Origin of the sequence: Methylobacterium durans (assembly GCF_003173715.1) — a bacterium.
Classification (GTDB): Bacteria; Pseudomonadota; Alphaproteobacteria; order Rhizobiales; family Beijerinckiaceae; genus Methylobacterium; species Methylobacterium durans.
The window spans coordinates 6,220,301-6,243,776 of sequence record NZ_CP029550.1 but is presented as its reverse complement, the minus strand read 5'-3'; the positions used below and the strand labels follow the sequence as shown (position 1 = coordinate 6,243,776).

The following is a 23,476-nucleotide window of genomic DNA, read 5'->3' as shown; positions in this document are numbered from 1 at the left end:
GGAGGCGCGGATTAACGCGCCGCCCGCGGCCGTACCTTTCCGCCGGGTGCGATGGCTCCACCTGAGAGGGATGTTCCTGTTCCGGCGTGCCGCTCAGTCCGACAGCCTCGCGACCCTGCCAGGGCTCGAGACCGAGCGCCTGCGCATCGCGGCCCTCTCCGCGCGCGACGCCGAGGCCCTGCGCCGGCTCACCGACGATCCCGCGATCACGGGCGCCGTCGACTTTCTGCCCGAGCCCTTCACGCTCGCGGATGCGCGCGGCCTGATCGCCTCCGGCCGGCGAGGCAGCGACCGCTTCAACGGCGTCTGGGAGCGAGAGAGCCGCGCGCTCGTCGCGGTGGTGGGCACGCACCTGCGCGGAGAGAGCGCCATCGAGATCGGCTACTGGGTCGGCGGATCGGCCCGGGGCCGCGGCATCGCCACGGAGGCGGTGGCGGGCCTTCTCGTCCTTCTCGCCCGCCGCTTTCCCTACCGGAGCATCGTCGCCGAGTGCCGGCCCGGCAACGTCGCCTCGTGGGGGCTGCTGCGCAAGCTCGGCTTCGAGGATACCGGCGAGGATGGGCACCGGCCGGGACGCCGGGTTCTGATGAAGACGGATAGCGCACGGACTTCGCCCTGAGACGCGAGGTTCGCCAGCCGAAAGTTTCTACTCCGCCGCAGCCCGCGGCGGCTCGCCCGCCTCTGCGATCCAGGCGGCGAGGGCGGCCCGGCCCCGGTCGGTGAGCGCCCGCTTCTTCAGCGCCGCCTTCTCCGGTCCGCGTAGACGGCGCCCGGTCTCGTTGCGGGGCGCGCGCTCAAGCGGCGGGAACAAGCCGAAATTCACGTTCATCGGCTGGAATGAGCGGGGGGCATTGGCCGCCGCCTCGCCGTCTTGCGCGATGTGCCCGCCCGTGATGTGGGCGATCAGCGCGCCGAGCGCCGTCGTCTGCGGCAGCGGCGGCAGGCTGCGGCCCTGCGCCTCGGCCAGCGCGAAGCGCCCGGCCATCAGGCCCACCGCCGCGCTCTCGACATAGCCCTCGCAACCCGTGATCTGGCCGGCGAAGCGGAGCGACGGTCGCGCCTTCAGGCGCAGCGTCCCGTCGAGGAGGCGGGGCGAGTCGAGGTAGGTGTTGCGGTGCAGGCCGCCGAGCCGGGCGAACTCGGCATTTTCCAGACCCGGGATGGTTCGGAAGATTCGCACCTGCTCGGCGTGGCGCAGCTTCGTCTGGAAGCCCACCATGTTGTAGAGCGTGCCGAGCGCATTATCCTGGCGCAGCTGCACGATGGCGCAGGGCTTCACCGTCGGGTCGTGCGGGTTGGTCAGGCCAACGGGCTTCATCGGGCCGTGGCGCAGGGTCTCGGGGCCGCGCTCGGCCATCACCTCGATCGGCAGGCAGCCGTCGAAATAGGGCGTCGTGGTTTCCCATTCCTTGAAGCTCGTCTTCTCGCCCGCGATCAGCGCCGCGATGAAGGCGTCGTACTGCGACCGGTCCATCGGGCAGTTCAGGTAATCTGCCCCCGTGCCGCCGGGACCCGACTTGTCGTAGCGCGACTGGAACCACGCGCGCTCCATGTCGATCGAGTCGCGATGGACGATCGGGGCGATCGCGTCGAAGAAAGCGAGGGACTCGGCCCCGGTCAGGGCGCGGATCGCCTCGGCGAGCGCCGGCGAGGTGAGGGGGCCGGTCGCGACGATGGTCGATCCCCAATCGGCCGGCGGCAGCCCCGCGATCTCCTCGCGAACGATGGTGACGAGGGGATGGGCCTCGAGCGCACCCGTCACCGCCGCCGCGAAGCCCTCGCGGTCGACGGCCAGCGCCCCGCCCGCCGGCACCTGATTCGCGTCGCCCATCCGCATGATCAGCGAGCCGAGGCTGCGCATCTCCTGGTGCAGCAGGCCGACCGCGTTGCCCTCCGGGTCGTCCGAGCGGAAGGAGTTCGAGCAGACGAGTTCGGCGAGGCTCTCGGTCTGGTGCGCGTCCGTGCCGCGCACGGGCCGCATCTCGTGGAGCACGACCGCATGGCCGCCGCTCGCGATCTGCCAGGTCGCCTCGGAGCCGGCCAGCCCGCCGCCGACGATGTGGATGGGATCTTGCGCCGTCATTGGGGGGACTTAAACCCGTGGGCAGGGGCGATCAACGGCTCTCCGCAACCCGCCGAACCGCGGCCCCGGCCGCATCGTTGATGCCGGCATGAGCGCGCGAGAGACGACAGGAAGGCCCGACAACCCGTCGGCGGGACTCGAAGCGGAGCCGCCGGCACGCGCGGAGGCTGCCGCGGTCTCGGGTGCGGAAGCCGCGCTCGCGGCCGAGCGCCGGCGCGAGGCGAGCGACCTCAGCCGGATCGGCTGGCTGCGCGACCAGCTCCGCCGGGTCGCCAAGCGACTGCCCCTGCACCGGCGCCTCAGCCGGGGCACGGCGCACGGCGCACGGGGTCATGTCGGCCTGCGCGGCGATCGTCGCTTACCTGCCGACGCAGGCGCTCGGGCTGCGCGAGGGGTTCTGGAGTGCCATCACCGCGCTCGCCGTGGCGCAGACCGAGTTCGGCGCCACGCGCTCCACCGCCCGCGACCAATTCGCGGGGGCGGCGATCGGCGGAGTGATCGGGCTCGCCGCCTACCTAACCATCGGGGTGAGCTTGCCGAGCTACGCCCTCGCCGTGCTCCTCTCGGTCCTGGCCTGCTGGCTGGTGAACGTGGCGAGCGCGGGCCGGCTCGCGGCCATCACCGCCACCATCCTCATCCTCGTGCCCCATATCGGCAGCGTCGAGCGAATGCTGGGGTCGCGGGTGTTCGAGGTGGGTTGGGGCGTCTGCGTGGCGATCACCACGGTCTGGGTGGTGACGCGGATCAACCGGCGCCTCGGCATCGTCTTCTGAACGCGCGATTGGCCGCGACCCGGATGCGGGCCTTGCGTGAGGGATGCGGCCGCTCCGGATGAAGCCGGATCCCCTGTCCCGCTCCCGAACGGGGAGGAGCGCCGCGCCATCTCCCGGTCAATGGAGCTGCGGGCTCATCAGGTAGCGTTCCCGGTCTCCCGAGACCACGCTCAGATGGATCAGCCGCCCGTCGCGCCGGACGGTAAGGGGGACCCGTACCCCGGCCTCGCCGAGCGCCCAGACTCGGCGGAAGAAGTCGGCGAGGTCGCCGACCGGCTCGCCCGCCACCGCCTCCACGAGGTCGCCAACGCGCAGGTCGCCCGCCTCCGCGGGTCCGTCATCGGCAAGCCCCATCACCGCGATACCGTCGTCCGTCTCCGTCGCGTAGACGCCGAGCCAGGGCCGCGGTGGCCGGGTCGGACGGCCGCGGGTGGCGAGGTCGTCGAGGATCGGGGGCAGCAGGTCGATCGGCACCACGAGGTTGATCGGCCGGTTTCCCGCGGCCCCGCCCTGCTGGAGCTGCAGCGAGCCGATGCCGACGAGCTCGCCCCCCTCGCCGATGAGCGCGGTGCCGCCCCAATGCGGGTGCGAGGGCGCGGTGAACAGGGCCTCGTCGAGGACGTATTCCCAGTAGCCCGCGAATTCCTGCCGGCCGATCACCTGCGCGGCGACGCTGCGTCCGCGGCCGCCCGCGCCCGCCAGCACGGCCCGATCGCCGGGCTTGAGGCCGGCGGAGCGGCCGATCCGGAGAGCGGGCAGGGCGAGGTCGCCCAGGGCCTGGACGAGACCGAATCCCGAGGCCACGTCGAACCCCACCACGTGGCCGGGCACCGAGCGCCCGTCATGCGTTGTGAGCCAAACCGTGTCGGCCTCCATGATGAGGTAGCCAACCGTGAGGACGAGCCCGTCCTCGCGGATCAGCACGCCGTTGCCCGCCCGCTCGGTGCCGAGCGTCTCCGCAGTGAAGGCCTCGGGCGGCACGCGGGTCGAGAGGGAGACCACGGCGCTCAGCGCCCGGTCGAGATCGTAGCCGTAATCGCCCGGCTTGGGCTGCACGGAAGCGGGGATCTTCCAGTCGCCGTGCGCGGCCATGGCGTTCGCGTCCTCATCTGGGGCGGCAGGGCATGCGAGAGGGTCTGAGATAGGTCTTTCGTCACGGCCCGACAGCCTTCCGCACGGCGACGGATTCAACCGAAGTCGGCGGCGCGACCGTATGGCGCGCGGGGCGGCGCTGCACTACGATCCGCGCCGCCGGGAGGGGCGGGAGACCCCGGGCTCCGGCTGCGGGAAGCGCTCCGTCCGCCAGACCTCCGTCCGCGGGCCCGGGGCACGCGCGCCGCACTCCCCCGACGCGTGCACCGGCGCGCGACAGTAAGGTACGAGTTCCTTGCGCGACGACGCGACCCTTGAGCGGCTCCTCGAAGCGGTTGCGGCCCGGGACGAGGCAGCCCTCCGCGATCTCTACGACCGCACCTCTCCGAAACTTCTCGGCGTCATCCTGCGTATCCAGCGCGATCGGTCCGCTGCCGAGGATATCCTCCAGGATGTCTTCCTGCGGATCTGGCAGGCGGCTGGCTCCTACGCCCCCGAGATGGGGCGTCCGCTGTCCTGGCTCTGCACGATCGCGCGCAACCGCGCGATCGACGCGGTCCGCCGCCGAACCGAGATCCAGGGTCCGGTGCACGAGGACGGGGAGGATTGGTTGGAGCGACTGGCCGATCCTCACGACAGCGAGGGCGCGATCCTCAGCCGGGACGCGCTCCGGGCCTGCCTCGCGCAGCTCGACCCCGCGCACCGCGACTGCGTGGTGCTGGCCTATTGCGAAGGCTTGTCCCGGGAGGATCTCGCCGAGCGCTTCGCGCGCCCCGTCAACACCATCAAGACCTGGCTGCACCGGGCGCTCGCCAATCTCAGGGGCTGCCTGGAGGCAATCTCGTGAGCGCCGGACCGGAGCCAACCGAGGACCGGGCGGGCGAGTACGTCCTCGGCACGCTGGCCTTCGCGGAGCGCGCCGCCTTCGAGCGGGCCCTCGCCCGCGATCCGAGCCTGGCCGGGGCGGTGCGGGCCTGGGAGCGACGCCTCGCTCCGCTCGATCTCACGGCACCCGAGGTGCTGCCGGGCGCGCATGTCTGGGCGCGCATCGCGCAGGCCCTGCCCGGCGGAGCCGCCGCCAACGACAATCGGATCCGCGCGCTGAGGCGGAACCTGCAATTCTGGCAGGGTGCGACCGCGGCCACGGGCCTGATCGCCGCGGGGCTCGCCGCCTTTCTCCTGACCCCGAGACCCGAGCGGCCGGTGGGCGCGCGCTACGTCGCCGTGGTGACGAGTGGCGGCGCTGCGCCGGCCCTCGTCGTCAGCATCGACACGGCGACCGGGCAGGCCAGTGTTCGCCCCGTCGCGGCGGAGACGCCGGCCGGGCGCAGTCTGCAGCTCTGGTACGTCGGCACGGACGCGACCCCGAGGCCCCTCGGCCTGATCGGCGCGGACGCGGCCCGGGTGCCGTTGCCCGCAGGCGCGCAGGCGGGCGAGGGCGTCTTCGCCGTCTCGGTCGAGCCTCCGGGCGGCTCGCCGACTGGCCTGCCGACAGGCCCGGTGATCTACACGGGCAAGCTGATCCGCGAGTAGGAGCATCGCGCGAGCGATCCGAGGTCCCGAACGGGACGGGCTCGCCTGATCGAACGGCCAGATCCGGCTCACGAGCCGAGGCCGGTCCCGCCGGAGCGGGACCAGCGCGGCCTGTCCTAAGGCTGCAGCACGCCGTCGATGACGTGGATGACGCCGTTCGACTGCATCACGTTGGCGATGGTGACGGTCGACCGGTTGCCCTTGGCATCGGTTAGGAAGACCTTCTTGCCCTTCGTGCTCACCGTCAACGGGCTGCCCTGAACGGTCTTGAGCTGAGCCGAGCCGCCGCTCTCCTTGGCCAGCGCCATCAGGTCCTTGGCCGTGAGGGTGCCGGGAACGACGTGATAGGTCAGGATTGCCGTCAGGGTGCCCTTGTTCTGCGGCTGAACCAGGGTGTCGACGGTGCCCGGCGGCAGCTTGGCGAAGGCGGCGTTCGTCGGCGCGAAGACGGTGAAGGGGCCCGGTCCCGACAGGGTCTCGACGAGGCCGGCCGCCTTCACGGCGGCGACGAGGGTGGTGTGATCCTTCGAGTTGACCGCGTTCTCGACGATCGTCTTCGAGGCATACATCGGCGCGCCACCCACCATCGGGTTCTTGGCGAGCGCGGCACCCGGCAGGGCGAGGCCGGCAGCCAGAATCAGGGCGGCGAGACGGGCCGCGCGCGGCGTGGCGGCGAACGAACGGAACATGGGCGTAGCCTCTCTTTCAGCCCCTCGCGGGGGCGACGCCGGGCCATACGGAAGGTGGCGGAGAAAGGTTTCGCGCAATCGAGAAAGGGGCGGGACTCGGTGCCTGCCGTGAGGAATGGGGTCTGCACAAGCGAGAAGCCGCCCGACCCCGAAGGAGCGGACGGCTTCCCGATCTCGGCCGATCCGGCCCGAGTCGCCTCGGGCCGGGTTCGGGCTGTGTCTCAGTACTTGCGCACCAGCGGAGCCGGGGCCGGAGCCGGAGCGGCAGCCACGGTGTAGAGCGGCGCGATCACGCGGAACCAGCCTTCGGTGGCGTAGTTCTCGCGGCCACGGGCGTCGAGGGCGCGGGTCGCAACGTAACGGGCGGCGTAACCCTGGACCGTGAAGGGCCCGAAGTCGTAGCCGATGAGGCCGCCGAGCGCGAAGTAGCCCGAACGGGTGGCGGGCGCGAAGCGCGAGTTGTTGGACAGGTCGGTGGTGCCGTAGCCGATCGCACCGATCTCCCACTTGCCGAACTTCTTGGTCGCCGTCAGGTCGAGGTTGAGGGCGTCCGACGGAGCGTACGGGCCGCGCAGGAGCGGCGAACCGCCGGAGAAGAAGGACGGCGTGTCGTAGAAGTTGTAGGTCAGGTTCGCGGTCAGGTTCCAGCCGTCGCCGGTGTAGCTGATGGCGAAGCCCTGGCGGTAGGTGTTCGACGACAGGATCGGGAGGCAGCCGATGCCGCAACCGCGGCCGGCGTTCAGCTCGTTCAAGTACACACCGGCGAGGTAGCTGACGCCGACGTTGTTGCCGAGATCCCAGGCGAAGATACCGCCAATGAAGGTGCCGACGTTGATGCTGGTGTCGAGCGCGCCACCGTTACGGCCGCGGCCGAACGAGAAGACGGTCGGCGGGGCGACGGCGAGCTCGACGCGGGCGTCGAGGATCTTCCAGGGGGTCGACCACAGCAGGATCGGAACGTTGATCCCGACATCGACCGGCGAGGTGTCGGGCGAGCGGTACAGGAACGTGTTCAGAGCGTAGACGCCCTCCGGAAGCGGAGCGCCGACCGCGAGGCCGACCTGCTCACCCGGAACCGTCGTGGTCTGGGCGAAGGCGGCGGTCCCGGTCATGCCGACCGAGAGCGCGACCGCTCCCGCGGCGAGCCAGTTCTTCATCATTTTATCTTTCCTTCCCAAGGATTTCAGGCGTCCGCCCCGTAGCCTTGGCACAACATTGCCGGTCCGCCGACTTGCGTCCGCCCCCGCCCCAACGGTGCCAAGCGCCCCCTTACGGCCCCACCTCAAGTCTCAACGCTGAGAACTATTCTACAGCCGCGCTCGGAATGACAGTGGAATGCCTCGCCTCCGGGCAGAACGAACCTGACCGTTGCGGAAAAGCCGCATTTTTGCCGCGTTGCAACAGCCGTGGATCCGGAGAGCATCGTGCGCGTTACTGACCGCTCCGCACCGGCCCCGGTGCCGCCGCCCAGCAAAATAACGCAGAATGCTCAAGCTCTTGCCGGAATCCGCTCATTCGGGATGAATGCGCAAGCACGACGAGGCGATTGGGAAAGGTGCGGCTCCGGACGAGCCGCTGGAGCCCCAGGTTGGGGACAGGCTGGGGATAGGAGCGGGGTCAATTCCGTGTCCGCGCCCCTTGTCGAATCGACGGGGCGGGCGGGACCACCGGACGAATCGCGGCCCTTCCCGCCTAGCTCGCACGACCGGATGGGCGCCCTCGATCGGCTCCGGGCGCGTGGCCCGGAATCCGGGTCACTCGGCCGCGGCGCGGCGGCCCGGGGCCGGCTCGGTCGCGGGGCGGCGGGCCAGGACGTCGCGCAGGAAGCGGCCGGTGTGGCTCGCGGTCGATTCCGCGATCTGCTCGGGAGTTCCTTCGGCCACGACGACGCCGCCGCCGTCGCCGCCCTCGGGGCCCATGTCGATCACCCAGTCGGCGGTCTTGATGACCTCGAGGTTGTGCTCGATCACCACGACGGTGTTGCCCTGGTCCACGAGTTCGTGGAGCACCTCCATCAGCTTGGCGACGTCGTGGAAGTGCAGGCCGGTGGTCGGCTCGTCGAGGATGTAGAGGGTGCGGCCCGTCGCGCGCTTGGCGAGTTCCTTCGAGAGCTTCACGCGTTGCGCCTCGCCGCCCGAGAGGGTCGTCGCCTGCTGGCCGACATGGACGTAGTGCAGGCCGACGCGGGCCAGCGTCTCCATCTTCTCGCGGATCGAAGGCACCGCCCTGAACAGGTCGGCCGCCTCCTCGACGGTCATGTCGAGGACGTCGGCGATCGAATTGCCGCGGTATTTCACCTCCAGCGTCTCGCGATCGTAGCGGCGGCCCTTGCAGACGTCGCAGGTGACGTAGACGTCGGGCAGGAAGTGCATCTCGATCTTGATGACGCCGTCGCCCGAGCAGGCCTCGCAGCGCCCACCCTTCACGTTGAACGAGAAGCGCCCCGCCTGGTAGCCGCGGGCCTTGGCCTCGGGAAGGCCCGCGAACCAGTCGCGAATCGGCGTGAAGGCGCCGATATAGGTGGCCGGGTTCGAGCGCGGCGTGCGCCCGATCGGCGACTGGTCGATGTCGATGACCTTGTCGAGGTGCTCCAGCCCTTCCAGCCGCTCGTAGGGGGCCGGGTGCTCCAGGGCCCCGTTCAGCTTCTTGGCCACCGCCTTGTAGAGCGTGTCGATCACGAGGGTCGACTTGCCGCCGCCCGAGACGCCGGTGATGCAGGTGAAGGTGCCGAGCGGCACTTCGACGGACACGTTCTTGAGGTTGTTGCCCCGCGCGCCGACGAGCTTCAGCTTGCCCTTGCGCGCCTTGCGGCGAGCGGAGGGCGTCCGCACCGTCATCGCGCCGGTCAGGTACTTGGCGGTGAGGGAGGCCGGATTGCGCAGCACCTCTTCGGGCGTGCCCTGCGCGATGATTTCCCCGCCGTGGATGCCCGCTCCGGGCCCGACATCGACCACGTAATCGGCCTGCAGGATCGCGTCCTCGTCGTGCTCCACGACGATCACCGAGTTGCCGAGGTCGCGCAGGCGCTTCAGCGTGCCGAGCAGCCGCTCGTTGTCGCGCTGGTGCAGACCGATCGAGGGCTCGTCCAGGACGTAGAGGACGCCCGTCAACCCCGAGCCGATCTGCGAGGCCAGCCGGATGCGCTGGCTCTCGCCGCCGGAGAGCGAGCCGGAGCCGCGGGCCAGCGTCAGGTATTCGAGGCCGACATCGATCAGGAAGGTGAGCCGGTCGCGGATCTCCTTGAGGATCCGCACCGCGATCTCGTTCTGCTTGCGGTTGAGCTTGTCGGGAAGCTCCGAGAACCAGCGATGCGCCTCACGCACCGAGAGCGCGGTGACCTCGCCGACATCCTGCATTCCCACCTTGACGGCGAGTGCCTCGGGCTTCAGCCGCTTGCCACCGCAGGATTCGCACGGGGTCTCGCCCATGAAGCGGCCGATCTCCTCGCGGGAGGCGTCGCTCTCCGTCTCCTTGTAGCGGCGCTCCAGGTTCGGGATCACGCCCTCGAAGGGCTTGTTCACCGCGTAGGCACGCATCCCGTCATTGTAGTCGAACCGGATCGACTGCCGGCCGGAGCCGTACAGGATCACAAGCCGCGCCTCCTCCGGCAAGTCGCCCCAGGGCACGGTCGTCTTGAACCCGTAATGCCTGGCGAGGGCGTCGAGCGTTTGCCCGTAATAGGGCGAGGTCGATTTCGCCCAGGGCGCGATGGCGCCGCGCTTGAGGCTCAGCCCCGCATCCGAGATGACGAGTTCGGGGTCGATCCGCATCTCGTGGCCGATACCGCCGCAGGTCGGGCAGGCGCCGAACGGGTTGTTGAACGAGAACAGGCGCGGCTCGATCTCGGCGATCGTGAAGCCCGATACCGGGCAGGCGAAGCGCGACGAGAAGGTGATCGGCTCGGGCGTCTCGCCCTCGGGCGCGTCGGCGAACTCGATCAGCGCGACGCCGTCGGCGAGTTCCAGCGCCGTCTCGAAGGATTCGGCGAGCCGCGAGCCGATGTCGTCGCGCACCACGATCCGGTCGACCACCACGTCGATGTCGTGCTTGAGCTTCTTGTCGAGCTTCGGCACGTCGTCGATCGGGACCATCTCGCCGTCGATGCGCAGGCGCTGGAACCCCTTCTTCTGGAACTCGGCGATCTCCTTGCGGTACTCGCCCTTGCGGCCGCGGACGACGGGCGCGAGCAGGTAGAGGCGGGTCTTCTCGGGCATAGCCAGCACCCGGTCCACCATCTGGCTCACCGTCTGGCTCTCGATCGGGAGGCCCGTCGCCGGCGAATAGGGGATGCCGACCCGCGCCCACAGGAGGCGCATGTAGTCGTAGATCTCGGTCACCGTGCCGACCGTCGAGCGCGGATTCTTCGACGTCGTCTTCTGCTCGATCGAGATCGCCGGCGAGAGCCCGTCGATCTGGTCGACGTCGGGCTTCGACATCATCTCCAGGAACTGGCGGGCGTAGGCCGAAAGCGATTCGACGTAGCGGCGCTGCCCTTCCGCGTAGATCGTGTCGAAGGCGAGCGAGGACTTGCCGGAGCCGGACAAGCCCGTGAACACCACGAGCTTGTCGCGCGGGATCGTCAGATCGACGTTCTTCAGGTTGTGCTCTCGGGCGCCGCGCACCGAGATCACCCGGGTGTCGCGGGCCGCGTCGAACAGGGCGCCGAGCTTGGCATCCGCGGCCCCCTCGCGGGCCTGCTCCGCGGCGACCTCCTTCGCGGCGGACGGCGCCACGGCGCGGGGCTTTGCGCCGGATCGTGTGCCCGGGGCCGCTTCCTGCTTCGCGGCGATCTTCGGGGCGGCTTTGGCGCTGGCTTTTGCCATGGGCAGGCAGGTCTCTTCGCAGTCTGTCGGTCGGCGATGGGCCGAGCGCGTCCCGGCCGGCGAACCGGCCCTCGCGACGCGGGCTCGCGTCGGCAGGCCAACGCGTCAGCGGCCTCGCGTTTCGATGGAGGCACAGGATTTTGTCGGACAAGCGCAGGGCACTTCCCCGAATCCTGCATAGAACAAACACGGTACAGGCGCAAACCCGCGATCGGACCGGCCGATGCTCGGGCGCTGTCCGGATGTAGGAAGCCGGCGAGATGAACCCAACCCACCCGACGAGAACGCGTGCCCGGACCAGCTGGCGCTCCGCCAACAGTCTTCAGCGCCTTCCTGCGGAGCGCGAATGCTCAAATTTGCCTCTTTTGATCAAATGTTAAGCAGAGTTGCGAAGTGGAAACCGTGAATTTACGGCCCTTCACCGATCCAGGATGGACTGCAATCCTGGATCGGTGTCCGGCATGAGAACGGGTGGTTTCGTCGCGTCCCTGCGGGGTCGCATCCTGGCGGTGGCGCTCGCGCCCTGCCTCGCCTTCGCGATCGTGGCGGGCCTCGCGGTCACCGACCGCCTGGAGCAGCGATCCGGCATGGAAGAGCTCCAGGGTCTCGTCGGCCTCGCCTCCCGGATCAGCGCCTTCGTGCACGAGGCCCAGCGTGAGCGCGGGGCGTCCAGCCTCTTCCTCGGCTCGAAGGGCACCCAGTTCAGGACGGAGCTTGCCGCCCAGCGGACACGCACGGACGCGGCGCGGGCGGACCTCGCGGGCGCGATCTCGGAACCCGCGAGCGCGGCCTTCGGCGGGCCCCTCGCACGGCAGGCGGCGCAGTTCCGGGAGGATCTCGGGCGCCTCGACGGGGAGCGGAAGGCGATCGACACCCTCGAGCCGACCCCGCCCCAGGCGATGGCCTACTTCACCGGGCTCATCGGACAGGGGCTCGGCATGGTGGGAGAGATGTCGAAAGCCGCAGGCCACGCCGGCATCGCGAACCGCGTCGCCACCTACGCGGCCTTCCTCTCGCTGAAGGAATTCGCCGGCCAGGAGCGGGCGGCAGCCTCCGCGATCTTCGCGGGCGGCAACCTCGATCTCGCCGGGCTGAAGCGGCTGACGACGCTCGCGGCGAATCAGGGGACCTACGAGGCCCTGTTCCGCCTGCGCGCCGAGCCCGCCCAGATCGCGACCTTCGAGGCGGGCGAGGGGACGGATTCCGCCCGCGAGGTATCGCGCCTGCGCAGGCTCGTCCTCGACACGATGCCGGGCGAAGGGCTCGGCTTCCGCGACAGCCCCCTCTGGTTCAGGCTGGCCTCCCAGCGCATCGACGCGCTGAAGCGCGTCGAGGACGGCCTCACCGGAGACCTGATGGCGGCGGCCGGCGCCGTGCGGGCGCAGGCCGATCGCAGCCTCGCCCTCTGGGCCGGGGCGGGGCTCGTCACCTTCCTGCTCTCCGGCGCGCTGGCCTTCGCTCTCGGTACCGCCATCGCGCGCCCGCTGGTGCGGATGTCACGGGCGCTCACGGCGATCGGCCGGGGCGAGGAGGACGTCGCGATCCCCGAGGGCGGCCCGCGCGAGGTCCGGGCCATCGCCGCGGCGGCCGCCGAGTTCCGCGACAGCGTGCGCGAGCGGCAGCGCATCCGCGCGGAGCAGGAGCGAATGACGGCGGAGAATGCGGCCGCGCAGCGCGCGACGGCGCTCGGCCTCGCCGACGGCTTCGAGGCGCGGGTCGGCGGCATCGTCGCGGCGGTCTCCTCGGCCGCCGCCCAGCTCCAGGCCGCCGCGGACGGCATGGCGCGGGCGGCCGGCGACACGGCTTCCTTGAGCGCCCAGGTGGCCAACGCCTCGCAGGAGGCCGCCCTCTCGGCCGACACGGTCGCGGCGGCGACGGAGGAACTCTCAGCCTCCGTGCGCGAGATCGGCACCCAGGTCACCGCCTCGGCCGACCTCGCGGCCGCGGCCGAGCGCGACGCGGCGGACATGGCCGGGGAGGTGCACCGCCTCGCGGCCGCGGCCGGCAGCATCGCCCAGATCGTCGGGCTGATCTCGGACATCGCGGGCCAGACGAACCTGCTCGCGCTCAACGCCACGATCGAGGCCGCGCGCGCCGGTGAGGCGGGCCGCGGCTTCGCGGTGGTCGCGGCCGAAGTGAAGAACCTTGCCGGCCAGACGGCGCGCGCCACCGACGAGATCGCCGCCAAGGTCAATGAGATCACGGCCTCGACGACGACCTCGGTCGCGGCGATCGACGGCATCACGGGCGTGATCCAGCGTCTGGCCCGGATCGGCGGCGACATCGCGGCGGCGGTCGAGGAGCAGGGCGCGGCCACCGCCGAGATCGCCCGCACCACGGCGCAGACCTCGACCGGGACCCGCGCGGTCTCGGGCCATATCGCGGGGGTCAGCGAGGCAGCCGATACCGCGAGCGCCGGCTCGGCGCAGGTGCTCTCCGCCGCGGGGGATCTGTCGGCGCAGGCGAACGATCTGCGCGCGGCCGTGGGTAGCTTCCTCGCGACGGTGCGGGCAGCCTGAGGGGCGGGCGCGAGGACCGCGGTTCGCCGCGTCGCCTTCGCGAGGGCGAGGGCCGCCTCGCGATGGGCAGGGTGGTGATCAGCGGCGACCCGCGTCACCCGGTTCATCACGACAGACCCTCGATGGCCCCGCCGCGCGGCTCCTCGGCCGAAGGTGGACACCCGAGAGGCGCCGCGACCGGCGGCGCAGCCTACTCCGCCGCCCGAAACCCGGAGAGCGGCGCCGTCACCCGGCAGACCACACCCGCGGGCTCGTAGGCGAGGGTGACCTCGCCGCCGATCGCGCCCGCGAGCCCGCGCTCGATCAGGCGCGTGCCGAACCCCTTTCGCGAGGGGGGCGCGACCGGCGGACCGCCGCGCTCCGTCCAGGCCATGCGGATGATCGGCTCGGCGACGTCCACCGCGATGTCCCACTCCACGGCCACACGCCCCTCCGGCACTGACAGCGCGCCATATTTCGCGGCGTTGGTGGCGAGCTCGTGCATCATCAGGCTGAGCGAGAGCGCCGCCCGCGGGCCGACCTCGACCGCGGGGCCCTGCACCGCGAAGCGGCCGGGCTGGCGGTCGTCGTGGAGCGAGAGGGCTCCCGCGATCACCGCGTCGATCCCGGCACTCTCGCGCTCGCCGGTGAGCAGCAGATCGTGGGCCTTGCCGAGCGCGATCAGGCGGGCGGCGAGTGCCTCCTTCGCCGTCTCGAAATCGGGCGCGTTGCGCAGGGTCTGGGCGGCAATGGCCTGGACCATTGCGAGGGTGTTCTTGAGGCGGTGGCTCAATTCTCGGTTCAGGAGCCGCTGCTGGTCCTCGGCCTGGAGCCGGCCGAGCGCCCCCCAGACCCGGTCGGCCACCTCGCGGGCGAAGGCGATCTCGGCGGGCGCCCATCCGCGCGCCGTGTCCGCGAAGGCATGGAGCACGCCGACGAGGCTGCCCCGCTGGACGAGGGGGATCTTGAGGAGGCTGCGGATGCCGAGGTCGGCGTAGGCCTCCGCCTCCGGCGCAAGGCGCGGGTCGGCCGCGATGTCGGCCACCGCCAGGGCCTCCCCCTGCCGCAGGGCCTGCAGCGTGCGGGGGAAGCCGGTGAGGGATTGCGGTTCCCCGTCAGCGGGCGCGGGCCAGCGCGCGATGACGTGGAAGCCGCCGTCCGGCAGGTCGATGTCGCTGTAGCCGGCCTCGGACACGCCGAGCGTCCGTCCGAGGATCGCGACGGCTTCCGCCAGCAGCCCATCGCGGGAACCTGAGTCGCGGGAGGCATCGCCGAGCGCGATCAGAGCCGCCCGGCGCGCGTCGGTGAGGCGCTCCTGCGTGATATCCTCGATCATCGCCGTGGTCTGGATCGCGTCGCCGAGGACCTGCGAGACGAGGTTGACCCGGGCCCAGATCAGACGCCCGTCTGCCCGCCGGTATCGCTTCTCCAGGGTCTCCTGCATGATCTCGCCGTTGGCGAGACGCCGGTGCAGCGCGTCGCGGGCGGGGGCATCGTCCTCGGGCGTCCACTTCGCGACCGTCTGCCCGACGATGTCCTCGGGCGCAGCGCCCCAGATCTGGCAGAGCTTGGCATTGACCCGCAACGCCTTGAGGCTGCGGGGGTCGAGCTGGACGATTCCGACGTTGGCGCCCTCGAACACCGCCCGGAACTGCGCCTCGACGCGGTTGCGCTCGGTCATGTCGAGCATCGCCCCGATCATGCGCAGCGGCTCGCCGTTCGACCCCCGGACCATGTAGCCGCGGTCGAGCACCTCGGCATAGCTGCCGTTGGCCCGCTGGAAACGGTACTCGTGGCTCCACTCGCTCGCCTTCCCGTTGATCACCGCGCTGATGTCGGCGTGGATCTGGATCCGGTCGTCCGGGTGAACGTGGTCGATCCACCACGCGCCGGTGGGCTCGACCTTGTCCGGCGCCCAGCCGTAGGCGGTCTGGAGCGCCTCGTTCCAGAGGACGTGATCGGCGACGAGATCCCAGTCCCAGATCGCGTCGTTGGTGGCGCGGGTGACGAGTTGGTAGCGGTCGCGGGTTGCCTGGAGGGCAAGGGCCGATTCCTTGCGCTCGGTGATGTCGAGGACCGTGCCGACGATGCGCGTCGCCCGCCCCCAGCCACCACAAGGCGGCCGCGGGCGGCCAGCCAGCGCAGCGTCCCGTGCGGCCCGATGACCCGGTATTCGTTGTCGAAGAGGCCGGGGCCCAGCGGGTCGAGTGCGGCCCGAAGGGTGGCGTCGACCCGGGCCCGGTCCTCGGGATGAAGGCCCGGCAGGAAGGTACCGGCGTAGCTCACCGGCTCGTCCGGACCGACCCCGAAGAGGGCGCGGGTGCGCGCGTCCCAGTCGAGGTGGTCCGTCGCGAGGTCGTAATCGTAGATGCCGATCCCGGTGGCCTCGATGGCGAGCCGCATCAGGAGCGCGCTCTCGCCGAGGCGGACCGCGCTCGCGTTGCTGATCTCCTGCGTCTCGTGGCGGCGCCGGATGTCGTCCTCGCGCCGGGACACGGTTTGGCGCAACTCCATTAGCGCCATCACCTGGCGGCCGAGCGCGCGCAGGCCCGCCGCCTGGCCCGGCGTCAGCCCTCGGGGCCGCGGCGCGGTATCGAGGACGCAGAGGGTGCCGAAGCCCACGCCCTCCCGCGTGTCGAGGCGCACGCCCGCGTAGAAGCGCAGGGCCTCCGGGCCGGTGACGAGCGGATTCTCGCGGGTGCGGGGATCGGCGGCGAGGTTCGGAATGACGAGGAGGCCGGGCTGGGCCAGGGCGTGGACGCAGACCGAGCTGCCGAGGTCGGTTTCGCGGGCCTCGAACCCGACCCGCGCCTTGAACCATTGCCGGTCCGCGGTCACGAGGCTGACGAGAGTGGTCGGCGCGGCGCAGAGCTCGCTCGCCACGAGAGCGATGTCATCGAACCCGGCCTCCGGCGGGGTATCGAGAATGCGGTAGCGCGCGAGGGCGGCGACCCGCTCCTCGGCGGCGCCCGGCTCGGCAGCGTTACGGTCAGCGTCTTTCATCGTCGGGCGGCTGGGACGTCCGGGCGAGCGAGGAGGGCGTGCGCGAGAGGAGGCCGCGGCGGTCCGTCATAGCAGGAATCGACGGTCGCCGTATCCATGCCCCCGACGGTTCGACCGTGCGCGATGGAGGGCCGGACGCGGATCGGAGCCTGTCATCGATCGGCCTTCGCGGCGTTCGGGCTCAGCGTGAGCGAGCGCGCCTCGCGCGGATCCTCGGGCGGCCGGACCCGCAGGAGATGCCCCTTCGGCCCGTAGACGGCGCCGAGCACCGTCTCGAAGTGACGTTTGACGTTGCCGTGGCACTCGCAGGCGGCGTTCTCCAGCTTCGTCCGGTTCAGGATGGTGATGCGGCCCCGCCCGACCTCGATCAGCCCCTGCTGCTGGAGCGTACGCAGGATCCGGGTCAGGTAGGTGCGCTGCACGCCGAGCATCGCGGCGAGCAGCTCGTGCGTGATCGGCAAGGTGTCGGCGCCGATCCGGTCCTGCAGGGTCAGGAGCCAGCGCAGGCAGCGCGCCTCGATCGGGTGGAGGGCGTTGCAGGCGACCGACTGCAGCACCTGCGCCAGCAGGCAGTCCGAGTAGCGGGTGAACAGGTTGCGCAGCGTCGCCGAGCGCCGCTTGGCATCCTGCAGCCGGGTCGCCTCCATGCGCAGCACCGGGCCGCCGATCTGCACCACCGCGTGAGTCGATGCGGGCAGGCAGCCGTTGCTGACGACCCCGCCGACGGCACCCTCCCGGCCGATCGTGGCGGTCTCGGCGCTGCGGCCATCCTGCATCGCGATCACCAGGGTCGCGACGGTCTGCTCGCAGGGAAACGAGATGAAGGAGACGGCGCTGCCGGCCGAGAACAGGGTGTCGCCCTTAGCGTAGTGGTGGCGCTCGAGATACGGCCCGAGCAGCGCACGATCGTCGTCGTGCAGCGCCTTGAGAAGAAGGTTGCCTTCGAGGAGAGGGTCGAACGCCGACGACATAGGCTACGCTGCAGGAACGAGTGTTACTTCATGCTCCCTACAGCAGCGCTTCGAACTTAGTCTGTCTACTTGTAGACAGACCACTGAACAATTTCATCCGCGTGCGCGGCAGGTTCATCCGCTTCATCCGCGTGCGCGGGAGGGCTGCGACCGATACGCCCAAGCTTTCGCGAATGCCGTAGCCCCGCTACTTGCCGGAGCAGAGACCCTGCGCAGTCAGGCTCCGGTGCTCGCGCGGATCGCAATCGGTCGCGAGGAAGGAGGCCCACTCGGCAGGCGAGCCGTAGAAGGCATTGCGGTCGACGTCGCCGCGCACGCCGGGCACCCGGCCCGTCGAGGTGAATTGCCACAGCATCCACTTGCGGTTGGAGAAGCGTTGCTCCGGCTCGGCGGCCGTGGAGCGGACCCAGTGGGGGTAGTCCGGCAGCTCGTCTTCCAGCACGTCCTTGTGGAAGGTAATGTCGGTGTAGATGATCGGCCGCTTGCCCGTGTAGCGCTCCATCTCGGAGAGCATGTAGCGGATCATGCCGAGCGCCTGCGCCTTCGGCAGGCGGCGCGGGCAGGTCTGCGAATGGCCGTTCCACTCGACGTCGAGCACCGGGGGCAGGGCGGTGGGATCATTCGGGACGTTGCGCTTGAACCACTCCATCTGGTCCTGCGCGGAGCGGCACCAGTAGACGAAGTGGTAGGCGCCGCGCGGCACGCCGGCGCGGCCGGCGCCCTCCCAGTTCTCGCGGAAACGCTCGTCGACGTGATCGCCGCCCTCGGTCGCCTTGATGAAGGCGAACTGAGTGCCGGCGCCCTTGACGGAGGCCCAGTCGATCGGCCCCTGCCAGCGCGAGATGTCGATGCCCTGGATCGGGTGGTTCTTCGCCCGCGCCACGCCCGGATGGGGCTTCACGTCGCCCTTGGTCGGGTAGAAGTCGTTGTTGGCGGCGCAGGCTGCGAGGCTCGCCAGGAGCGCGGCGGCAAGCACCCGCTTGCTGCCGGTCCGCAACCGGGCTGTGGATAGCCGGGCGAGGCGGCCGCGCGGCGGAGCGTCATGCGTCAGGGCGGTCCCGTTCCACTGCGACATCGATGCCCGGCCCATCGTCCTATGCGCCACAATCACGGGTAATCGATGCCCCTTGCGCGGTTAACAGACCTTTGCGGTCAATGCGGCGGAATTCCGGAAGCCGTTGCAGACCGGTGACATGCGCACCCGTCGTGGCGGCCGGACGAGCCCTGGCACGGCGGTTCCCTTGCCTTAAGTTGCAGTCACGCCTCGCATTTCGAAGGCCCCGCATTGAGAAAGACCCTGTTTACCATCGGCTACGAAGGGCTGGACCCGGAGCGGCTGCGCGCGGCCCTGCAGGATGCGGGCGTCGGGCTCCTGGCCGACGTGCGTGCCGTGGCGAACTCGCGCAAGCGCGGCTTCTCGAAAGGCGCCCTTCGCGCGGGCCTGGAGGAGGCCGGGCTCGACTACGCGCATCTGCGCGTGCTCGGCACGCCGAAGGCCGGCCGCGAAGCGGCCCGCGCCCACGACGCCGCGCTGATGCGGCGGATCTACTGCGAGGAGGTGCTCGATACCGCAGACGGGGGCCTCGCCCTCGACGCGCTGGCCGAGATGGCGGGAACGCGGCCGGTCTGCCTGCTCTGCTTCGAGCGCGACCCCGAGCGCTGCCACCGGCGCGTCCTCGCCGAGCGGCTCGCCGCGCGCGGCTTCGCGGTGGTCGACCTGTTCGGCTGACGGACGCTCAGCGCCCGCCGTCGAAGCCGAGCGAGAAGCGCGGCATTGCCAGAAGCGTGCGAAGGGCTTCGGCGCAGGAGGCCCGCCCCGTCCGCAGGCGCCGCTCCAGGCGGATCCGGGCCGCGCGCAGCAGACCGCCCGCTACAGGCGCGCGGATCACGGCGGCGCGGGGCAGGGGATGCAGAGGCTCGGGCGCGGGGACGGGCACGTAGATTGCCTCGAAGAAGGAGAGCTCGAAGACCTCGACGCCCTCGGCATCGGTGACGAGCACCGCCGCGTTGAGGAGGCGCGGCTCGCCCCCGTGCTGGGACACGAGGGCGCGAACGATGGTGCGGGCCGCCGCCCGCGCCTCATCGGCGTCGCGCAGGCACTGCCCGGTGCGCTCCGGCAGGAAGGCGTCGTCTAGGCGGATGTTGAAGTGGAAGCGGGGCATTGCAGGCTCTCCCGGTTCGGCTCGGAACAGGCGCGGCAGGACGAAGCCGGGGCTCGCGCGCGCATGTCACGGATCGGTCTCGCGCCGCGCTCAGGCGGCCTCGGCGCCCTCGACATCCGGGCGAGGCGGAGCGGATCTTGGGCTGAAGGCATCGGCGAGCCTGTTGAGGCGCTGGGCCATGTCCCGCACCTCGTTGAGGGCGATGGATTTCTGGCCCTCCTTCACCGCGCGGGTGATGTCGCTGATCTGGGTCGTGGCGATGCGCTTCAGCTCCGCGGCGAGCTGGTCTTTCGTCAGCATGCAGGGTCCCGTGGCTGGTCTCTTGTCCGGTCTCGTGAGCGGACCATGGCCCGGCGCCCGTTACCAGCGGGTTTCAACCCGCGCTCGCGGGACCTCTGGGCCGACACGACGCGCTCCGCCACGGGCGCGACGCCGAAGCGGGCGCGACCGAGAGCCGCCCCGTGAGCCCCCGGCGTCACCCGAAAAGGAACATCAGCCCCGGCACGCTGGCGGCCCCGGCCGCGAGCCCGACGGCCCAGCGCTCCATGCGATAATCGGCGATGCCGCGCAGCCGCCGCGCCGTCAGGTCCGCCCGGATCTGGCGTCCGTTCACGCAGGAGCAGAGGAGGCGGTGCACCTGCCCCTCCCGCAGCCCGAAGAAGCGGCGGCCCTCGCCGTAAGTGTCGCCCGTGAGCCCGCTCGCCCGCAGGAGCGAATCGGCGTAGGCGAGGGTGAGTGGGGAGTTGTCGGAGCGCAGGGTGCCCCGGCGCGGCCACGGCACCAGCTCGACTTCGGGCAGCGTGGCGAAGAGGCGCCCGGGATCCCGCTCCAAGATTTCGGCCCAGCGTTCCAGGCGCGCGCGGCGCGTGGACAGGAGCAGGGGCTCGGCGGAAACCTTCGCGATACCCTGAAGCTGATCGACAGCCCTGTGTTCCATGGCAAGCCTCCCGTCGAGCCGGAGCCGGGAGCGGGCCCCGACGCCCGAAAGCGGGGAGCCTCCGCCCGCCGAAGGGGGGCTGCCTTCACTTTGTTTAAGCGCAAATCCTGCAGGGTCACAGCGGGCGCGATCTGTCTCCGGCGCCCCCCCGCGTCAGGCCGCATCTCCGGCGAGATCCTCCGTGTCGAGATCGACCATCGCGTCGGGCGCACCGACGCGGTCGAACTTGCGGCTCGCGGCCGCCTCGACCGCCTCCCGGCAGCGGCCGTAGAGGGCCAGCGCGTCGGCATCCGACCCGTCGAACCGCGCGCGCAGAGCCGCGATCGGCACGCGGCCCGCGACGATCCGCTGCCCGTCCGTCATTGAGAAGCGGATGTGCTCGGAGGTCGCCCGGTCGATGTGGGGATCATCGAAACGGTTGTGAGCGAGGGGCATCGGCGGCCTCCGGAGGCAGGATCAGGACATGTTTGAACAGCCGCTGTCCACCACCGGTCAAGGGATTGCGCGGAATGGCGCCGAGCGGGCGAAGGGCATCTGCACGATCTCCTCCATCGCGCACAAATTTTCCTTCGAAAACCAAGCAACGCCTAATCATATCTTGGCAAAATATCTTTTATCATCTGCTTTAATGTCGTTCAAGCATTCAAAATTCCAATGCATCATAAAAGATTTGACCGCATCCATTTTCATGGGTGCGTCAAAAGTCGTCCATCTGCATCCCTTCCAGGGGTTCTATCGGATAACGGGTTCAAGTGGAGGCGGCAGGAGCCAAGCTCCTGCCGCCTCCGTCATCCTTCGCCCGGGGGGCGATGCTTCAGGCCAACTGTTCGGCCGGGCTCAAGCCGGGCTGGCCCATGAACAGCGCCCAGTGGAGTTCCTGCACCACGTGGCCGTTCGGATCGATCAGGGTCAGATGATTGTCGAATTGCGCGGCCTGGGTCAGTGCTGCGACGCCGCCCGACGTGACGAAGTTCTGCTGGATCGACTCCGAGGCGACTTCGCCCGATGCGTTGCCGTTGCCCTTGAAGTCCACGAAGCCCCTGTTGGTGCCCCGCACCACGAAGTCGAGTGTATCGTTGGCAGCGTTGTAAACAGCGGTCAAATTGAGCAAGCTATCCGCGGCCGTCTTGTCGGTGTCGAGACCGAGCTTGATCTGGTAGCCCGCGTCGAGGGCTTCCCTGAAATCGAAGTCCGAGTCGGGATGCAGGCCGATGACGACGTTGCTGTTGACCGCGCCGCGGTTGGCAACGTTCTGGAACGAGCCGTTCTCAATCGCCTGCGGCCCGGCCGGGACGTTGTCAGTGACGTGCAGGGTCGTGCCGTCGAAGGTCGAGCCGACCGGAATGTAGCCGCCGACAGATGTAGCGGTCTGACGAGGAGTGATCTCGACGCCGAACAGGAACTTGCTCGTCGGATCGTCGACCGTCGAGAAGCCCTGAGCCGGGGTGGTGCCATCGCCCAGGTACAGGTTGCCGCCGGCGTTCACGAAATCAACGTGGAACGGGCCGTGCGTGGTCGCGAGGATGTCGGGCTTGTCCACGATCACCGGGACGTCGAGCGGCACAGGCACTTCGACGACGGTCGGGGCAGTCGTGTAGTCGAACAATTCGCCAGCGTTCGCGATGAGCGTGCCATTCACGACTGCGTCCTCGAAGCCGTGGAGGGCCGCAGCATTCTTGACCAGCGATTCCTGCGACCGGGCGATGCTGTCCAGCAGTTGAGCCGGCGTGAGATCGGAATCGGTCCAGAACTTGAGGCCATCGGTATCGGCGGTGCGACCGAGCACGTTCTGATAGAAGCTGCTGATGATCTCCGCCCGATCCTGGCCGGCATGGAGCGCGCCGAACTCCGCGGAGTTCACGAGAGCCTCGGCGATATACGAGTAGCCGAGACCAGCCTGCTGGGTGTCGATCCAATAATCGAGTCCTGCCTCCTCCAGCGGCCTGTCGAAAGCAGCCTGATAGTAGAGATCGGCAATATCGAAGTACGCGCGGGATTTTATCCAGCGGGCATTCTCCTGAAGCGCCACTTTTTGAATCAAAAACTAGAAGTGGTGTCGACGTGTTAAATTCTCGTTAATATCCTGCCAACCAAATTCATAGCAAGTCGTTAAATTCCTCACGCGGATGATATCTGATATTTTTTATCAAATGTCTTTCCTAAATTGCGTCGTATTTATTGCTCTGCATTTGATACACTGGTATCAAAACGCACCGGCCTCCCGCTCGAATTCTTCCGTCGATGCAGAGGATTTTTGCTAAAAGTGTCGTGTCGTGACGTGTGAGTCCCGTCACTGGCCGTGACTGCCCCCCGATCCCGGCATCTCACAAAGTCATCCGAGGCCCCTGATCGCGCCGCCGATCCAGACCGCGGCTCGTCGTGGATTCAGGCGTGGCTCGATGCCTTCTCGCGACAGAGCCCAGCATTGCTGCCAAGCACGGATCTGTATCGGACGGCCGGTTCCCGTAGTCGGCGGTCAGGCCCGCGGCCGACGCGATCACGCGGGGCCGCAATCCTGGTCCGGCAATCCAGGGGCATAGTCCGCTCGGCACGGCGTCGGCGGCTCACCCACCGCCGGGGCGTTGCTCGGTGCGGCACGCGATGCGATCGCAGGCCAAACGCCGGCGCCGGTGAACAGGAGGATCCTAACGATCCATCCGGCAGGCACGAAGGCTCTCGCCGAAAGCGCGATGAACAAGCTCGAGGCCCATTGCCGATACGGCAAGCGAACACCGCACTGCAAAATGTCTGCGAAACGACCCGGTCGGCTCGGAGCCAGTCTCGGGATGATGAGGGGAAAACACCAACAAGAACAAGTTGGTGCGGCCAAGAGGACTCGAACCTCCACCCCTCGCGGGACTAGCACCTCAAGCTAGCGCGTCTACCAATTCCGCCATGGCCGCATCGGCACC

At 69.7% G+C, this 23,476-nt stretch carries 18 protein-coding genes, 1 tRNA gene and 2 pseudogenes; 6 read left to right on the top strand and 15 right to left on the bottom strand.

Features of this window, described 5'->3' with window-relative positions:
- Window positions 1-70 precede the first annotated feature (70 nt).
- Entirely contained in the window at window positions 71-619 is a 549-nt protein-coding gene (locus DK389_RS29270) for a GNAT family N-acetyltransferase (protein WP_194075131.1), read from the top strand.
- Window positions 620-646: 27 nt separating this feature from the next.
- Here DK389_RS29270 and trmFO read toward each other — a convergent pair whose 3' ends face one another.
- Window positions 647-2,083 carry a methylenetetrahydrofolate--tRNA-(uracil(54)-C(5))-methyltransferase (FADH(2)-oxidizing) TrmFO gene (gene trmFO, locus DK389_RS29265; RefSeq protein ID WP_109895067.1) on the bottom strand — a complete coding sequence of 479 codons (1,437 nt, stop codon included), beginning with the start codon at window positions 2,081-2,083 and terminating at the stop codon, window positions 647-649.
- A 157-nt stretch (window positions 2,084-2,240) separates the two neighbouring features.
- Here trmFO and DK389_RS34745 point away from each other — a divergent pair.
- Window positions 2,241-2,856: pseudogene (locus DK389_RS34745) on the top strand (FUSC family protein); the annotation flags it as partial.
- A 117-nt stretch (window positions 2,857-2,973) separates the two neighbouring features.
- On the opposite strand, the gene DK389_RS29255 reads toward DK389_RS34745, so the two are convergent.
- Window positions 2,974-3,948, bottom strand: coding sequence for a S1C family serine protease (locus DK389_RS29255; RefSeq protein ID WP_109895065.1), 975 nt, complete (start codon window positions 3,946-3,948; stop codon window positions 2,974-2,976).
- Window positions 3,949-4,243: 295 nt separating this feature from the next.
- Between DK389_RS29255 and DK389_RS29250 the strand changes: the two genes are divergently transcribed.
- Together DK389_RS29250 and DK389_RS29245 are read left to right on the top strand one after the other, a co-directional pair.
- Window positions 4,244-4,795: a sigma-70 family RNA polymerase sigma factor gene (locus DK389_RS29250; RefSeq protein WP_109895063.1), complete on the top strand. Its 552-nt coding sequence runs from the start codon at window positions 4,244-4,246 to the stop codon at window positions 4,793-4,795.
- Window positions 4,792-5,481 (top strand): anti-sigma factor, encoded by a 690-nt coding sequence (locus DK389_RS29245; RefSeq protein ID WP_109895061.1) that lies wholly within the window; start codon window positions 4,792-4,794, stop codon window positions 5,479-5,481. Before DK389_RS29250 ends, DK389_RS29245 begins: the two co-directional genes overlap by 4 nt.
- A gap of 116 nt (window positions 5,482-5,597) precedes the next feature.
- On the opposite strand, the gene DK389_RS29240 is transcribed toward DK389_RS29245, so the two are convergent.
- The 3 genes from DK389_RS29240 to uvrA form a co-directional block, all read right to left on the bottom strand.
- Window positions 5,598-6,170, bottom strand: a complete 573-nt coding sequence (locus DK389_RS29240; RefSeq protein ID WP_109895059.1) for a fasciclin domain-containing protein — start codon at window positions 6,168-6,170, stop codon at window positions 5,598-5,600.
- A 221-nt stretch (window positions 6,171-6,391) separates the two neighbouring features.
- On the bottom strand, window positions 6,392-7,330 hold the full coding sequence (locus DK389_RS29235; RefSeq protein WP_109895057.1) for a transporter family protein: 939 nt from the start codon (window positions 7,328-7,330) through the stop codon (window positions 6,392-6,394).
- A 594-nt stretch (window positions 7,331-7,924) separates the two neighbouring features.
- Entirely contained in the window at window positions 7,925-10,993 is a 3,069-nt protein-coding gene (uvrA, locus tag DK389_RS29230; RefSeq protein ID WP_109895055.1) for an excinuclease ABC subunit UvrA, read from the bottom strand.
- 461 nt (window positions 10,994-11,454) lie between these two features.
- Between uvrA and DK389_RS29225 the strand changes: the two genes are divergently transcribed.
- Window positions 11,455-13,512 carry a methyl-accepting chemotaxis protein gene (locus DK389_RS29225; protein ID WP_109895053.1) on the top strand — a complete coding sequence of 686 codons (2,058 nt, stop codon included), beginning with the start codon at window positions 11,455-11,457 and terminating at the stop codon, window positions 13,510-13,512.
- 190 nt (window positions 13,513-13,702) lie between these two features.
- On the opposite strand, the gene DK389_RS34740 is transcribed toward DK389_RS29225, so the two are convergent.
- The 4 genes and pseudogenes from DK389_RS34740 to DK389_RS29210 form a co-directional block, all read right to left on the bottom strand.
- Window positions 13,703-15,475, bottom strand: a complete 1,773-nt coding sequence (locus DK389_RS34740) for a PAS domain-containing protein (RefSeq protein WP_236961074.1) — start codon at window positions 15,473-15,475, stop codon at window positions 13,703-13,705.
- Between the two features lie 188 nt (window positions 15,476-15,663).
- Window positions 15,664-15,894, bottom strand: a pseudogene (locus DK389_RS34735) (hypothetical protein); the annotation flags it as partial.
- Window positions 15,895-16,646: 752 nt separating this feature from the next.
- On the bottom strand, window positions 16,647-17,465 hold the full coding sequence (locus tag DK389_RS29215) for a Crp/Fnr family transcriptional regulator (protein WP_109895051.1): 819 nt from the start codon (window positions 17,463-17,465) through the stop codon (window positions 16,647-16,649).
- Window positions 17,466-17,652: 187 nt separating this feature from the next.
- Window positions 17,653-18,540 carry a glycoside hydrolase family 25 protein gene (locus tag DK389_RS29210; RefSeq protein WP_109895049.1) on the bottom strand — a complete coding sequence of 296 codons (888 nt, stop codon included), beginning with the start codon at window positions 18,538-18,540 and terminating at the stop codon, window positions 17,653-17,655.
- 210 nt (window positions 18,541-18,750) lie between these two features.
- Between DK389_RS29210 and DK389_RS29205 the strand changes: the two genes are divergently transcribed.
- Entirely contained in the window at window positions 18,751-19,194 is a 444-nt protein-coding gene (locus DK389_RS29205) for a DUF488 domain-containing protein (protein WP_109895047.1), read from the top strand.
- A 7-nt stretch (window positions 19,195-19,201) separates the two neighbouring features.
- Here the strand turns inward: DK389_RS29205 and DK389_RS29200 are convergent, their stop codons facing one another.
- From DK389_RS29200 to DK389_RS29175, 6 genes are all read right to left on the bottom strand, one after another.
- Window positions 19,202-19,627 carry a DUF6894 family protein gene (locus DK389_RS29200; RefSeq protein ID WP_109895045.1) on the bottom strand — a complete coding sequence of 142 codons (426 nt, stop codon included), beginning with the start codon at window positions 19,625-19,627 and terminating at the stop codon, window positions 19,202-19,204.
- Window positions 19,628-19,717: 90 nt separating this feature from the next.
- Window positions 19,718-19,927 (bottom strand): hypothetical protein, encoded by a 210-nt coding sequence (locus DK389_RS29195; protein ID WP_109895043.1) that lies wholly within the window; start codon window positions 19,925-19,927, stop codon window positions 19,718-19,720.
- A 175-nt stretch (window positions 19,928-20,102) separates the two neighbouring features.
- Window positions 20,103-20,564 (bottom strand): hypothetical protein, encoded by a 462-nt coding sequence (locus DK389_RS29190; RefSeq protein WP_109895041.1) that lies wholly within the window; start codon window positions 20,562-20,564, stop codon window positions 20,103-20,105.
- 153 nt (window positions 20,565-20,717) lie between these two features.
- Complete coding sequence (locus DK389_RS29185; RefSeq protein WP_109895039.1) at window positions 20,718-20,999, bottom strand: DUF1488 family protein; 282 nt, start codon at window positions 20,997-20,999, stop codon at window positions 20,718-20,720.
- Between the two features lie 379 nt (window positions 21,000-21,378).
- The gene (locus DK389_RS29180) at window positions 21,379-22,593 is read right to left on the bottom strand and encodes a DUF4214 domain-containing protein (RefSeq protein ID WP_162560956.1); all 1,215 of its coding nucleotides are present in this window, start codon (window positions 22,591-22,593) and stop codon (window positions 21,379-21,381) included.
- A 789-nt stretch (window positions 22,594-23,382) separates the two neighbouring features.
- A tRNA-Leu gene (locus DK389_RS29175) sits at window positions 23,383-23,467 on the bottom strand.
- Between the last annotated feature and the right edge of the window lie 9 nt (window positions 23,468-23,476).

Coding starts and splice junctions, on each gene's coding strand:
- DK389_RS29210 (WP_109895049.1), bottom strand. CDS start 18,540: ATGTCGCAGTGGAACGGGACCGCCCTGACGCATGACGCTCCGCCGCGC.
- DK389_RS29255 (WP_109895065.1), bottom strand. CDS start 3,948: ATGGCCGCGCACGGCGACTGGAAGATCCCCGCTTCCGTGCAGCCCAAG.
- DK389_RS29185 (WP_109895039.1), bottom strand. CDS start 20,999: ATGCCCCTCGCTCACAACCGTTTCGATGATCCCCACATCGACCGGGCG.
- DK389_RS29240 (WP_109895059.1), bottom strand. CDS start 6,170: ATGTTCCGTTCGTTCGCCGCCACGCCGCGCGCGGCCCGTCTCGCCGCC.
- DK389_RS29270 (WP_194075131.1), top strand. CDS start 71: ATGTTCCTGTTCCGGCGTGCCGCTCAGTCCGACAGCCTCGCGACCCTG.
- DK389_RS29235 (WP_109895057.1), bottom strand. CDS start 7,330: ATGATGAAGAACTGGCTCGCCGCGGGAGCGGTCGCGCTCTCGGTCGGC.
- uvrA (WP_109895055.1), bottom strand. CDS start 10,993: ATGGCAAAAGCCAGCGCCAAAGCCGCCCCGAAGATCGCCGCGAAGCAG.
- DK389_RS29225 (WP_109895053.1), top strand. CDS start 11,455: ATGAGAACGGGTGGTTTCGTCGCGTCCCTGCGGGGTCGCATCCTGGCG.
- DK389_RS29215 (WP_109895051.1), bottom strand. CDS start 17,465: ATGTCGTCGGCGTTCGACCCTCTCCTCGAAGGCAACCTTCTTCTCAAG.
- trmFO (WP_109895067.1), bottom strand. CDS start 2,083: ATGACGGCGCAAGATCCCATCCACATCGTCGGCGGCGGGCTGGCCGGC.
- DK389_RS29200 (WP_109895045.1), bottom strand. CDS start 19,627: ATGCCCCGCTTCCACTTCAACATCCGCCTAGACGACGCCTTCCTGCCG.
- DK389_RS29190 (WP_109895041.1), bottom strand. CDS start 20,564: ATGGAACACAGGGCTGTCGATCAGCTTCAGGGTATCGCGAAGGTTTCC.
- DK389_RS29195 (WP_109895043.1), bottom strand. CDS start 19,927: ATGCTGACGAAAGACCAGCTCGCCGCGGAGCTGAAGCGCATCGCCACG.